Annotated in this window: 11 protein-coding genes; 4 read left to right on the top strand and 7 right to left on the bottom strand. The window is 43.4% G+C overall.

The genetic code is table 11. The annotated features are described in order from the left end of the window. Window positions 1–33: 33 nt before the first annotated feature. The 3 genes from BACFIN_RS12115 to lysS all read right to left on the bottom strand — a co-directional run bounded on the left by BACFIN_RS12115 (window position 34) and on the right by lysS (window position 4,211). Window positions 34–1,371 carry a glucose-6-phosphate isomerase gene (locus BACFIN_RS12115; RefSeq protein WP_007751853.1) on the bottom strand — a complete coding sequence of 446 codons (1,338 nt, stop codon included), beginning with the start codon at window positions 1,369–1,371 and terminating at the stop codon, window positions 34–36. A 19-nt stretch (window positions 1,372–1,390) separates the two neighbouring features. Continuing rightward, on the bottom strand, window positions 1,391–2,386 hold the full coding sequence (locus BACFIN_RS12120; protein WP_007751851.1) for an NAD(P)H-dependent glycerol-3-phosphate dehydrogenase: 996 nt from the start codon (window positions 2,384–2,386) through the stop codon (window positions 1,391–1,393). Window positions 2,387–2,480: 94 nt separating this feature from the next. Further along, window positions 2,481–4,211, bottom strand: a complete 1,731-nt coding sequence (gene lysS / locus BACFIN_RS12125; RefSeq protein WP_007751840.1) for a lysine--tRNA ligase — start codon at window positions 4,209–4,211, stop codon at window positions 2,481–2,483. Between the two features lie 105 nt (window positions 4,212–4,316). On the opposite strand from lysS, the gene BACFIN_RS12130 reads away from it, so the two are divergent. Beyond that, window positions 4,317–5,669 carry an MATE family efflux transporter gene (locus tag BACFIN_RS12130; RefSeq protein WP_007751837.1) on the top strand — a complete coding sequence of 451 codons (1,353 nt, stop codon included), beginning with the start codon at window positions 4,317–4,319 and terminating at the stop codon, window positions 5,667–5,669. Here BACFIN_RS12130 and BACFIN_RS12135 read toward each other — a convergent pair. Next, window positions 5,659–6,519: an AraC family transcriptional regulator gene (locus BACFIN_RS12135; RefSeq protein WP_007751834.1), complete on the bottom strand. Its 861-nt coding sequence runs from the start codon at window positions 6,517–6,519 to the stop codon at window positions 5,659–5,661. The two genes, BACFIN_RS12130 and BACFIN_RS12135, sit on opposite strands and share 11 nt — an antisense overlap. Before the next feature lie 179 nt (window positions 6,520–6,698). On the opposite strand from BACFIN_RS12135, the gene BACFIN_RS12140 reads away from it, so the two are divergent. Genes BACFIN_RS12140 through BACFIN_RS12150 form a run of 3 tightly spaced genes read left to right on the top strand, consistent with a single transcriptional unit; the run spans window position 6,699 to window position 12,273 of the window. Beyond that, window positions 6,699–7,769 carry an efflux RND transporter periplasmic adaptor subunit gene (locus tag BACFIN_RS12140; protein ID WP_007751831.1) on the top strand — a complete coding sequence of 357 codons (1,071 nt, stop codon included), beginning with the start codon at window positions 6,699–6,701 and terminating at the stop codon, window positions 7,767–7,769. Next, a complete protein-coding gene (locus tag BACFIN_RS12145; RefSeq protein WP_007751829.1) occupies window positions 7,766–10,906 on the top strand; it encodes an efflux RND transporter permease subunit in 3,141 nt (1,046 codons plus the stop codon). Before BACFIN_RS12140 ends, BACFIN_RS12145 begins: the two co-directional genes overlap by 4 nt. Then, window positions 10,903–12,273: a TolC family protein gene (locus tag BACFIN_RS12150; protein WP_007751828.1), complete on the top strand. Its 1,371-nt coding sequence runs from the start codon at window positions 10,903–10,905 to the stop codon at window positions 12,271–12,273. Before BACFIN_RS12145 ends, BACFIN_RS12150 begins: the two co-directional genes overlap by 4 nt. Window positions 12,274–12,296: 23 nt before the next feature. Here BACFIN_RS12150 and BACFIN_RS12155 read toward each other — a convergent pair whose 3' ends face one another. From BACFIN_RS12155 to BACFIN_RS12165, 3 genes are all read right to left on the bottom strand, one after another. Beyond that, entirely contained in the window at window positions 12,297–12,542 is a 246-nt protein-coding gene (locus tag BACFIN_RS12155; RefSeq protein ID WP_004299385.1) for a DUF4248 domain-containing protein, read from the bottom strand. 142 nt (window positions 12,543–12,684) lie between these two features. Then, complete coding sequence (locus BACFIN_RS12160; RefSeq protein ID WP_004313515.1) at window positions 12,685–13,164, bottom strand: HU family DNA-binding protein; 480 nt, start codon at window positions 13,162–13,164, stop codon at window positions 12,685–12,687. A 180-nt stretch (window positions 13,165–13,344) separates the two neighbouring features. Further along, window positions 13,345–13,947, bottom strand: coding sequence for an HU family DNA-binding protein (locus BACFIN_RS12165; protein WP_007751819.1), 603 nt, complete (start codon window positions 13,945–13,947; stop codon window positions 13,345–13,347). Window positions 13,948–14,102 lie beyond the last annotated feature (155 nt).

Raw genomic sequence — 14,102 nt, 5'->3', positions numbered from 1 at the left:
AATCTGCGTTAATTTTGCATTTAATAATATTACTTACAGTCTTGCCTGAATCGCTTTAGATTCTTCTTCATAACCCGGCTTGTTCAGTAAAGCAAACATATTCTTTTTGTATGCTTCCACACCTGGCTGGTTGAAAGGGTTGACGCCTAGCAGATAGCCACTGATACCACAAGCCTTTTCAAAGAAATAAAGCAGACCGCCGATATTGTACTCGGTCAGTTCCGGAAGAACGATACGCATATTAGGTACACCGCCATCAACATGAGCCAATTGAGTACCCAATTCCGCCATTTTGTTTACTTCATCCACGCGCTTGCCAGCTAAGAAGTTCAAGCCATCCAGATTTGCTTCGTCAGAAGGAACTTCCAGTTTATGATTTACCTTCTCTACTGAGATTACAGTTTCGAAGATAGAACGTTCACCTTCCTGAATCCATTGACCCATAGAGTGAAGGTCAGTTGAAAAATCCACCGATGCAGGGAAAATACCTTTGTTATCTTTTCCTTCAGATTCCCCGTAAAGTTGTTTCCACCATTCGCTCACATAGTGTAGTTTCGGGCAGAAGTTAACGAGAATTTCAATCTTCTTGCCATTTCTGTATAACTCGTTACGGGTCGCGGCATAGATAGCGGCAGGATTTTCAGCAAAAGCAACGTCAGAGCCACATGCTTTTTCCATATCGGCAGCACCGGCAACCAGTTTCTCAATGTCGAATCCGGCAACTGCAATCGGCAGTAAACCTACTGGAGTCAGTACAGAAAAACGTCCGCCCACGTTATCGGGGATGATGAACGTTTTATATCCTTCCTTGTCGGCTGTGACACGGGCAGCACCCTTTTTGGCGTCCGTAACGGCAACGATTACTTTCTTGGCAGTTTCTTTACCGCGTTGGTCTTCACATTGTTTTTTCAGCAAACGGAAAGCGAGTGCTGTTTCAGTTGTAGTTCCTGATTTGGAGATATTGATGACACCGAACTTCTTGTCTTTCAGATATTCAGTGAGTTCATACAAATAATCTTCACTGATATTATGTCCGGCATAAATCATGATCGGATCAGCCTTCTTATTCTGCAGCCAGGTAAAGCTGTTGGACAGAGCCTCGATGACGGCACGTGCTCCCAAGTAGCTACCACCGATACCGGCAACGATTACTACCTCGCAGTTATCTCTCAAAACCTTTGCAGTAGCATTCAAGTCAGCCAGGTGTTCTTTAGTGATAGAAGAAGGCAAGTGCAACCATCCTAAAAAGTCATTACCTTTGCCTGTTCCTTTTTCAAGCATTTCCTGTGCGGCTTTAACCTCAGCTTCGTAAGCAGAAACTTTTTCTTTGGAGATAAATCCAAATGTCTTTTCAATGTTCAAGTTTATCATATCGTTTTTGTTTATAAGGTTATCTAAAAGAATCAGTTAATAATTTAATCTCGATCGTGGGCGAGATACGCTCGTACAGGATGTTGTAAACAGCGTCCAATATGGGCATATTGACATGATGATGTTTGTTGATTTCCTTGATACACTTCGTACCATAGTAACCTTCCGCAATCATTTCCATTTCAATCTGTGCACTCTTCACGGAATATCCTTTGCCTATCATCGTGCCGAATGTACGGTTACGGCTGAAATTGGAATAACCGGTCACCAGCAAGTCCCCCAGATAAACAGATTCATCTACGTTTCTGTTCAACGGGTGTACCGTGTTTAGAAAACGGTTCATTTCCTGTATGGCGTTGGAAATCAACACAGCTTGAAAGTTGTCACCATATTTCAACCCGCTACAAATACCGGCAGCAATGGCATATACATTTTTCAGCACCGAACTGTATTCGATACCCGAAACGTCGTCGCTGACCGAAGTTTTGATAAAACTGCTTCCCAATCTGCGCGCAAAAATACGTGCCTTATCCTTGTCGGGACAAGCGATGGTTAGATAAGAAAGACGTTCCAAAGCCACTTCTTCCGCATGGCAGGGACCTGCCAGCACAGCGATGTTTTCAGGTGGTACGCCATATTCCTTAGTGAAGTATTCGGACACGATAACATTGTCGTCGGGTACGATTCCTTTGATAGCGGTAATGATAAATTTATCTTTAATCTTGGTTTTCAGCTTTTTCAAGTGTGCCTTCAGATAAGGGGAGGGAGTGACGAAGATTAGTGTATCCGATTCTTTCACAATATCGTTGATATTGGAACTGAAAGAGATACGTTTGGTATCGAATTTCACTCCTGTTAGATAGGCCGGATTATGCCCTAATCTCTTGAAATCTGCGATGCGGTCATCGCGTCGCATATACCAATTGATAGAGTCTTCTTGGGCCAGACACATCTTTGCGATGGCTGTAGCCCAACTTCCTCCGCCCATTATCGCTATCTTGCCGGGTAATTTCATTTCTAATTGAAAGTTGAAAGTTGAAAGTTGAAAGTTAAGACTTGAAAATGTTATTCAGATAACAACTTTCAACTCTTAACTTTCAACTCTCAACTTATTTAAGTTTGTTAATCCACTCAGTTACGTCGTTTACCGACGGATTGGTAAGCTCTAATTTATATTTTTTGTTGATACCACAGATGTCCTGGTGCAACTTCTGCGGATTGACATCTTTCATGTCAGCTACAGTGTTGTAACCGGCTTTCTGGATCACTGGAACCCAGTCTTCTGCGATTCCCAATTCCATGTATTTAGCGGCAGCGTCTTTTTTCACTACTTTTTCCGGGCGCATTTGCGGGAAGAATAATACTTCCTGAATAGTGGTCTGTCCGGTCATTAACATTACCAAGCGGTCGATACCGATACCGATACCCGATGTAGGAGGCATACCATATTGTAAAGCACGCAAGAAGTCCTGATCGATAATCATCGCTTCGTCGTCTCCCTTGTCGGCCAAACGCATCTGCTCTTTGAAACGTTCTTCCTGATCCAACGGGTCATTCAATTCCGAGTAAGCATTAGCCAGCTCTTTACCGTTCACCATTAACTCGAAACGTTCGGTCAGTCCCGGTTTAGAACGATGCATCTTGGTCAGCGGAGACATTTCAACCGGATAATCGGTGATGAAAGTCGGTTGGATATACGTACCTTCGCAGAATTCTCCGAAGATTTCATCAATCAGCTTGCCTTTACCCATTGTCTCGTCGATTTCCTCCATTTTCAGTTCCTTGCAAACTTGGCGGATTTCTTCTTCGCTCTTGCCGTTCAGGTCGTATCCTGTTTTTTCTTTGATAGCATCCAGGATAGGCAGGCGGCGGTAAGGAGCTTTGAAACTGATCGTTTTTCCGTCAACAACGCTTTCCGTACAGCCGTTTACAGCGATACAGATACGTTCCAGCAGTTTTTCGGTGAAATTCATCATCCAGTTGTAATCCTTGTACTGAACATAAAGTTCCATACAGGTAAATTCCGGATTGTGAGTTTTATCCATGCCCTCGTTACGGAAGTTCTTACCTATTTCATATACACCTTCAAAACCACCTACGATCAGTCGCTTCAGATAAAGCTCCGTTGCGATGCGCAGGTAAAGGTCTATATCCAGTGAGTTATGGTGAGTGATGAACGGGCGTGCACTGGCTCCACCGGCAATAGATTGCAGGATAGGAGTTTCCACTTCCGTGTAACCAGCCTCATCCAAAACGTTGCGCAAAGTTTTCACTACAGTGGCGCGTTTCAGGAATGTTTCTTTGATACCGTCATTTACTACCAGGTCCACATAGCGTTGGCGATAACGGAGTTCGGGATCTTCAAAAGAGTCGTAAGCTACTCCGTCTTTGTATTTAACGATTGGCAACGGTTTGATAGACTTTGCAAGTACAGTCAGTTTCTTTGCATGGATGCTGATTTCACCCATTTGTGTGCGGAACACGAAACCTTCGATACCGATAAAGTCACCTAAGTCGAGCAGGCGTTTGAATACAGCGTTGTACAGTTCCTTGTCTTCTCCCGGACAGATATCATCGCGGGTGATGTACACCTGGATGCGACCTTTAGAGTCCTGCAATTCGATGAAAGATGCTTTACCCATCACGCGGCGGCTCATGATACGGCCGGCTACGGAAACCTGGCGTGGCTCTTCGTCGTCTTTAAATTCAGCTTTAATATCTGTAGAGAAAGCATTGGTTACATACTCTGCTGCAGGGTATGGATCAATACCCATCGCACGAAGCTCATTCAGGCTGTTGCGTCGAATGATTTCCTGTTCACTTAGTTCTAATATATTCATTTCGTTACGTATTAACTCAATTTTGGAGGCAAAAATACGAAACTTTTCTCATATATCCTGTAATCCACCTCTTTTTTGTATCTTTGCCGCCTCAAACTAATAGGTATGACAGGACAAAAGACACCCACTGCGTTGGGTACGGAAAAGATTGGGAAGCTTTTAATGCAGTATGCCATTCCGGCAATTATCGCCATGACGGCGTCTTCTCTTTACAATATGGTAGATAGTATTTTTATCGGTCACGGGGTAGGTGCGATGGCTATTTCCGGGTTGGCATTAACTTTCCCGCTAATGAATCTTGCCGCGGCTTTCGGCTCGTTGGTCGGTGTCGGTGCGGCTACATTGATTTCGGTGAAGCTGGGACAGAAAGATTATGATACCGCACAGCGGGTTTTGGGAAATGTGTTTGTATTAAACCTTATTATAGGTATCTCTTTTACGCTGGTCGTTCTTCCTTTTCTCGATCCGATACTTTACTTTTTCGGAGGAAGCGATGAAACGGTGAAGTATGCCCGTGAATTTATGCAGGTTATCTTGCTCGGAAATGTGGTTACCCATTTATATCTGGGGCTGAATGCAGTGCTCCGTGCTTCGGGCCATCCGCAGAAAGCGATGATGGCAACAATAACGACAGTGATAATCAATGTATTGCTTGCTCCATTGTTTATTTTTGTATTCGACTGGGGAATCCGTGGGGCGGCTACGGCTACGGTTTGTGCGCAGTTGATTGCATTGGTCTGGCAGCTTCATCTGTTCTGCCGCAAAGATGAACTGATACGGTTGAAAAAGGGGATTTTTCGTTTGAAACGGAAAATCGTGTTGGATTCGCTGGCTATTGGTATGTCTCCCTTTCTGATGAATATGGCGTCTTGCTTTATTGTGATTCTGATTAATCAGGGATTAAAAGAGCATGGAGGTGATTTGGCGATCGGTGCATTCGGTATTGTTAATCGTATTGTTTTTGTCTTTATTATGATTGTATTGGGACTAAACCAAGGGATGCAGCCCATTGCGGGATATAATTTTGGTGCGAAGCTCTATCCTCGTGTGACGGAAGTACTGAAAGTAACCATTTGTTGTGCAACTGTAGTGACAACGATTGGTTTCCTGATAGGTATGTTTATTCCAGAAATCGTATCTTCCATCTTTACTTCGGACGAAGAGTTAATCAGCATTGCTTCTAAAGGTTTTCGTATTGTGGTATTTTTCTACCCGATTGTTGGGTTTCAGATGGTAGCTTCCAACTTCTTCCAGAGTATTGGAATGGCAAGTAAAGCCATTTTCTTGTCGCTGACGCGGCAGATGTTATTTCTCGTTCCCTGTTTATTGATTCTACCTCACTATTATGGACAAATGGGCGTTTGGGCCAGTATGCCTGTGGCAGATTTGGCGGCTAGTCTTATATCCGGAGGTATGTTGTGGTGGCAGTTCCGGCAGTTTAAGAAAGTTACTGTTTGATAAGTTTGTTCCGATATTCTTTAGGAGATATGCCGACATACTGCTTGAAATATTTCCCGAAGAATGATTGTGTGGGGAAGTTGAGCTTGGTCGCTATTTCCTTAATACTTAAATCGGTATTATCGAGCAGATATTTGGCTTCTGTAATGACATTCTGTATAATCCACTGCAAAGCACTGCTCCCTGATTTCTCCTTGATGACAGAAGAAAAATATCGGGCGGACAAGCATTGCTTGTCTGCATAAAAAGTAACATCACGTTCCTGACGATAATATCGATAAAGGGTAATCATGAAATTTTGGAAGATCTTATCCTTTTTATCCTGTGGCAGTGGTGTTTGGGGTTCGTTACTGAAATAAATGTTTAATAACTCATAGCATATCACCTGTCCCCAGGATTTGATTAATTCAGAAATTAAATGTTGTTTCTGACGGGAACTGTTACAGATATTCTCCCTGTTAATTCGTTTTTCTACAGATTTGAGCAAGTTCTCTACAAATGTATATTGCTCTTCAGAGAGCGACAGGCTGGGATTTTCCCGCAAATAAAGCAAATTTTCCGAGTTAGCTACTTTGTTTACTATTGGTATGACATAATCCAGGTCGACCTCTATCATGATTCCTTCCAGGTCTGCGCTTCTTTGGCGTATCTGTAGAAGGTTGGCTGCAGTATATATGAAAAGATTCCTTTTGTTAATCTGATATGGTCTACCTCCCAGCAGGATTTCCGCCTGTCCTTTCTGGCAGAGGAAAAGTCCGCATTGGTTGAATTCGGAAATAATGCATCCTTCTTTCATGGAAGTATCTTCCGGAGATATTATAACATACTTGAATGGCATCAGTGGTTCCATATTCCTTTTTGTTGAAATGAATTTCCTTACAAAGTAACAAACAAATAAATACAAATAGCAAACTATTTCGGCTTTTTATCTTAGCTAACGTACAAATAGAACAATGTTTCGTCTAAATCAACCTTTCTCCTCATGTTTGCTTGGGATACTTTTGTGACAACTAACTAATAAGTGAAAATATGAGACGATTAGACTTCTTATTAACAGGATTTTTAGCAGTTCTATTGACTTCGTGTGGGCAACGTGTACAAAACACAGACAGTAAGCCGGCAGTGAAGATTGATACTGTACTTTCTGCCGACAGACAAATAGCTTTGCAGTTTCCGGGACGGGTGAAAGCGGCACAGGACATAAGTCTGTCTTTCCGGGTGAGTGGTACTATTCAGTATATGCATGTAAATGACGGTGCCTATGTGCGTAAAGGGCAATTACTGGCAGAATTAGATCCGACAGACTATCAGATTCAGCTGGATGCGGCAGAAGCAGAATATCAAAGTGTGAAAGCGGAGGCGGAACGGGTGATGGCACTTTATAAGGAAAATGTGACAACACCGGATGCTAACGATAAGGCCGTGTACGGATTGAGACAGATTACCGCCAAATATAACCATGCTAAAGACCAGTTGGCATACACCCGTTTGTATGCTCCTTTTAGCGGATATGTGCAGAAACGTCTTTTTGATTCCCATGAGACGGTAGCTGCCGGTATGCCCGTCGTTTCCATCATCAGTGAGGGAAGCCCGGAGGTGGAGATTAATCTTCCGGCAGTGGAATATATTCGTCGACAGCAGTTTACCCGCTACTATTGTACATTCGATATTTATCCTCATCAAAGATATGCTTTGGAACTGATTAGTGTCACCCCTAAGGCAAATGCCAATCAGTTGTACACCATGCGGCTTCAACTGAAAAAAGAAGATAAACAGGCAGTTCCATCGCCCGGCATGAATACAATGGTAACTATCGAATGTAGTGAAGGAGATGTGCGTAACCTGTCGGTTCCCGGTGGAGCGATTCTTCGTGAGAACGGGCGTACGAGTATCTTTCTTTATGATGCTTCCAGTCACGCTATTCGCCGTTGTGATGTGACCGTCACCCGTCTGCTTAGCGACGGCAGATGCCTGATTACTTCAGACGGAGCGAATCCCGGTGATTTGGTTGTCGCTTCGGGGGTGCATCATGTAAAAGAGGGAGAACAGGTGGAACCGCTTCTTCCGGCTGCTGAAACCAATGTGGGAGGACTGCTATGATTGATATTAGTAAATGGGCATTTGAGAACAAGAAGTTAATCTACTTCCTGATTGCCGTACTGATTGTAGGAGGAGCTTATTCCAGTTATGAAATGAGTAAACTGGAAGACCCAGAAATAACGGTAAAGCTTGCCATGGTAGTCACCACCTATCCCGGTGCGTCTGCGCATCAGGTAGAATTAGAGGTGACGGATGTACTGGAGAAGAATATTCGCTCCATGGGGAATATAGATAATGTGGAAAGTTATTCCTACAACGATCTCTCCCTGATTCAGGTAGAACTGAAAACGACTGTCAAAGAGACGGACGTAGAACAATGCTGGGATCTGTTGCGTCGTAAAGTGGCGAACGCACAGGCAGAACTTCCCGAAGGTGCCAGTCCTTCTATTGTAAAAGATGATTTTGGAAATGTTTACGGAATGTTTTTCGCTTTGACGGGTGACGGACTTTCCGACAGGGAACTGTCTGATTATTCAGAACTGGTGAAACGTGAAGTCAGCGAACTGGATGGGGTGGAACGCGTCGACTTATACGGTAAACGTCCCGAATGTATTAATATCTCTCTTTTGCAAGACCGGATGGCTAACTTGGGTGTGAAACCCGCCGAAGTGCTAGCCACATTGAACGGACAGAACCAAACGACTTATACTGGTTACTATGATAATGGCGATAATCGTATCCGGGTGACAGTCAGTGACAAGTTTAAGACGGTGGAGGATATCGGTCGTATGCTGATTCAGGGACATGATGCCGATCAGTTGCGGTTGAGTGATATAGCCCGTATTGAGAAAGATTATGAAGATCCTACCCGCAACGAATTGTTTTATGACCGTCAGCGTGCGATAGGAATAATGGTGGCCGCTTCTTCGGATGCCGACATTATCAAAGTGGGGCATCAAGTGGAAAAGAAATTGGAGCAACTGAAAGTCGAACGCCTTCCAGCAGGAGTAGAGTGTCATAAAGTTTTCTATCAGCCGGAACGCGTAGGCAGTTCGTTGGGGACGTTCATTCTTAATCTGATAGAATCTGTGATTATCGTAGTTGTTATTCTGATGATTGCTATGGGATTTAAGAGCGGGGTGATTATCGGTATCAGTTTGGTAGTGACGGTATTCGGTTCCTTCCTGTTCCTTTATTTTATGGATGGTACGATGCAGCGTGTTTCATTGGCCTCGTTCGTGCTTGCGATGGGGATGCTGGTGGATAATGCGATTGTTATCATCGACGGTATTTTGGTAGATTTGAAAGCCGGAAAGAGTCGGATGGAGGCAATGACTGCCATCGGACGGCAGACAGCGATGCCTTTGCTGGGAGCTACTCTGATTGCCATCATCGCTTTTCTTCCTATCTTTATGTCTCCTGATACGGCAGGCGTTTATACGCGCGATTTGTTTATCGTACTCGCTGTTTCCTTATTGCTTAGTTGGGTGCTGGCTTTGGTGCACGTCCCGTTGATGGCTGACCGGATTTTGCATCCGGAAATCTCTGCGGCAACTACTGCTGCCGGAAAACGTGTGTATGAAGGAAAGATTTATGCTGTGCTCCGTTCATTATTGAAATTCAGTCTGGCACATCGTTGGAGTTTTGTGTTTACAATGATTGCTTTGGTATTGCTTTCGGCTTTCAGTTATCGGTTTATGAAGCAGGGCTTTTTCCCGGATATGGTCTACGATCAGCTTTACATGGAATATAAATTGCCGGAAGGGACTAACTCCACTCGTGTAGCACGTGACTTGGAAGAAATCGAAGTTTACCTGAAAAAGCGTCCGGAAGTTACACACGTCACTACTTCTATCGGTGGTACACCTGCTCGTTATAACTTGGTGCGTAACGTAGCCAATCCTTCCTTATCTTACGGTGAACTGATTATCGACTTCACCTCTCCGGACGATTTGGTGGATAACATGGCGGAAATTCAACAATATCTTTCACAACATTATCCGGATGCTTACGTAAAGATGAACCGCTACAATCTGATGTTCAAAAAATATCCTATTGAAGCGCAATTTACCGGTCCTGATCCTGCTGTTTTGCATCAGTTGGCAGACAGTGCCCGCAAGATTATGGAGAATTGCCCGGATGTTTACCTGATTACCACGGACTGGGAACCGCAAATTCCGGTACTGACTATTGAATATGACCAGCCTGCGGCACGTGCTATCGGATTGAGCCGTAATGATGTAAGCCTATCTCTACTGACCGCTACCAGCGGCATCCCTATCGGGTCTTTCTACGAAGGTATTCACAAAGATAATATCTACTTGCGTTGCCTGGACGAACACGGAAATCCGATTGAAAACCTGGACAATACGCAGATATTCTCGTCTCTTCCTTCTCTGAACGGTTTGCTGACACAGGAAATGATGATGAAGCTGAAGACAGGAACACTATCGAAAGAAGAACTGGTGGAAACGTTGATGGGAACAACTCCGTTGAAACAAATTAGTAAGCGGATTGATGTGAAGTGGGAAGATCCGGTGGTTCCCCGTTATAACGGGCAGCGTAGCCAACGGGTGCAATGTTCCCCTGTTCCGGGGGTAGAAACGGAGAAGGCGCGGCAATCCATTGCCACGCAGATTGAACAGATTCCGCTGCCTGACGGATATCGGCTTCAATGGCAAGGCGAGAGGAACGCCAGTACAAAGTCTATGCAATATCTGTTCAAGAACTTTCCGTTTGCTATCATTCTGATGATTTCTATTCTGATTATGCTGTTCAAAGATTACCGGAAACCGATTATCATCTTCTGTACTATTCCGCTGGTATTTGTTGGTGTGGTTGCCGTAATGTTGCTTACCGGGAAGACATTCAACTTTGTGGCTATCGTCGGTACATTGGGGTTGATCGGTATGATTATTAAGAACGGTATTGTATTGATGGATGAGATCACTTTGCAGATTAATCAGGGAGTAGAACCTGTGACGGCATTGATAGACAGTTCGCAAAGTCGTCTCCGTCCCGTGATGATGGCTTCGCTGACTACGATTTTGGGAATGATTCCATTGTTGCCGGATGCCATGTTCGGTTCGTTGGCGGCTTCTATCATGGGTGGGTTGCTGTTCGGCACGTTGATAACGTTGCTTTTTATCCCGATTTTGTATGCATTATTCTTTCATATAAAAAAGACAGACAAATGAAAAAAGAAATTCTTGTAGCCATTAGTGTAGCGGGTGTATTGTTCGGCCTGTCGGTTTCGCTTGCCGCGCAAGAAAAACTAAGTCTGGCACAATGCCGTGAAATGGCACTGAAATATAATAAGGATATGGCTGCCGCTAATAAGCAGACGGAAGCAGCCCGATTGATGTCTCTTAGTTATAAAGCCAATTTCTTCCCTAATTTTACAGCCAACGGAACGGGTATTTATAGCACAGCGGATGGAAGTCTCGGAGTTCCGGGAGGAAACCTTCCGGTTTTCCTGCCCAATCCTGCTACCGGAGAACTGGTATCGAGCGGTTTCGCTTATTTTCCCGGATTGAATTTGGATTATAAGGTCGGAACTGTTTACTCGGGCGGTATACAAGTGGAGCAACCTCTTTATATGGGAGGAAAAATCCGTGCCGCCTATAAAATGTCACTATTGGGAAAAGAAATGGCACACTTGAACGAAGCCTTAACTACTTCGGAAGTTATTCTGAATACAGATAAAGCATACGTGCAGTTAGTGAAAGCCAAGGAAATGAGAAAAGTGGCGGAAAAATATCATAACTTACTAACGGAACTTTTCAAAAATGTGAAGAGTGCTCACCGACATGGCATAAAACCGCAAAATGATGTACTGAAAGTGCAGGTGAAGCTCAATGAGAGTGAACTTTCTTTGCGAAAGGCTGATAACGCCCTCCGTCTTGCGGGTATGAATCTCTGTCATTACATCGGACGCCCTTTGACAGCACAGATTGATATATCTGATGATTTTCCGGAAGTGGAGCAGGAATGGAAAGTGCAGGTTTCTGATATTACCGCCCGTCCCGAATATGGAATCTTGAACAAACAAATAGCCATTGCCGAGCAGGAGGTAAAGCTGAATCGTAGTGAACTATTGCCGCGTATCGGTGTCAGAGGTAGTTATGATTATCTTCACGGATTGGAAGTCAATGATGAAACTTTGATGAAAAAGGGTGCTTTTTCCGTATTCCTGAATGTCTCTGTCCCTCTGTTTCATTTTGGCGAACGTACCAATAAAGTAAAGTCTGCCAAAGTGAAGTTGGAACAAGCTCGTCTTGAACAGGAAAATGTCAATGAAAAGATGTTGCTGGAGTTGATGCAAGCTGCCAATAATCTGGATGAGGCCCGGTTGGAAACGGAGCTTTCCGAACGTTCGCTGGAACAGGCAGAGGAGAATATGAAAGTCAGTGGTAAGCAATATGAAGTGGGACTGGAAACTCTTTCGGATTATCTGGAAGCACAAGTGCTTTGGCAGCAGGCTTATCAGACGAAAGTGGATGCCCATTTCCAATTGTATGTGAATTATGTGGCTTATTTGAAAGCGGCGGGACAACTGCAATGATAAAACCAGTATTCTGGACATCCTTATGGAATGTCCAGAATACTGGTGATGATTTGTACCTGTCGGGGAGTAAAAGTTCGTGTACGCGGATGATAACCTGTGGCAGTCAATAACCGGAGCAGTTCTTTATTTATTTTAATCCATTTGGTGAATATGCGTATGGCGCAACGGGGTGTAATGTTCGGATTGTACATACAAGCCAATTCCTTTTTCTTATAAGTTTTAATGCGAAACGGAATTTCTTCCTCTTCTGATGGCAATTCTTTCATGTTGATATTTTAATGTTTTAAGATGTTGTAAAGATACAAAATAAAAAAGGCGTTGTCAAGTCTTTTACAGGAATACTTTGGGAAACAGTATCCGCCCGTAGGCGGGTACTGTTTTCCTGCTTTTAAAGGCTGATGATTAGTCTTATGCTGCCGGGTCCGGTGCTTCTCCTTTGCCGTCATCCGGGTTTGGATTCGGGTTGGGATCCGGTTGCTCCGGGCTGATGGAACCATCATCGGAAGCCACCGCTTTTTGAACACTGACTTTACTTAGCATCTCTTTGAATTTGTAGCCCGGAGTGAAAATGATTTTCACTCTGCGTATCGTATCGCTATCTACCTCTTTTTCAGTATCCTGACTTTCGCAATTCATACCAGGACGGAAGCATCCGAAATCTCCTAATTGAACAGAGATGCCTTTTCTAAGGTTGAGATTTAATGTATCGATCAAAGCATCAAGTACAAATTTTACCGCTCCACTGGGGACCATTCCTACTTTGGTGATTTCCTCGCACAAATCTCTGAAATCCACCGTATTGGTGATTACATTTTGTGCTACATACTTTTCAGCTTTAGTTTTATCAAAGCCGAATGTTCTTTTTTTAATGACGTATCTAAGTGCCATAGTTTTTTGTTTTTTTTAATTAGTTACTTTACTTATCAATTCTCTTTGTGATCACGATGCAAAGATACTATGGGCACTTTCCGGGGAGGTGCTTTAACGGTCCTAGATGTACGTACTTTGATTCACTTTTATTTATTTTGTTTGTATACCTCTGATTTATAGACTCTTATATCTTATACTTTAATATACCTTTATATATACAGTCAACTTTCCAACCCCTTCCTTTTGGATTATTCCGTCAGTGATAAAGGAATTTAATTCTTCAATAGCTACTTTTTTATTTCGTCCTGTCAGATGGCTATAATCTGTCCGGCTGATGAATAGGTGATTTTCCAAGTATGTGTTGAGGCGCTCGCGACACGTCTCACGGGAGATACTATTTTTCTTAGGGCGTGTGATAGATTCTCCTCGTTGCAGCCTCATTTTGTCGCCTACTTCTTTCTTGAATGGACGACTTGCGCGGAAATTAATATTTTTCATTTGGACAGACGCTGCCCGAATTTCTTTTTTATCTTTAACCGGCGGACATTGTAACGATGTAGAGAAGAATCCGAAGTTTCCCATTTCTACATTCCAGCCGTCGGCTAGTAAATCCCGTGCTTCATTGGCAAAGGCTTCCATGGCTCCTGCCAATAAACTTCTGCTGATACCGGTAAATTTGTGGACACGATCCAGAAACTCTTCTTTATCTACGGTTCCTTTGGAGACAATACGGGCATGTAGCGGTTGTTTCTCTTCTTTGTTTGGACTAGGAGTCTCAAATAAGTCATATATTGCACTCATATACTAATGTTTAGTGGTTTTATAGTTACTGTTAATTCGTTCTACAACTGTTGACTTTTAGTTCCACAGTTGTTTCCCTTTAGTTCCACATCTGTTATTGTTTCGTTCCATATTTGTGGAACGAATTGATGTGTGCTACAAAAGTAGCTAGTTTA

Source organism: Bacteroides finegoldii DSM 17565 (assembly GCF_000156195.1).
Classification (GTDB): domain Bacteria; phylum Bacteroidota; class Bacteroidia; order Bacteroidales; family Bacteroidaceae; genus Bacteroides; species Bacteroides finegoldii.
This window is presented reverse-complemented; position numbering and strand designations above follow the sequence as displayed.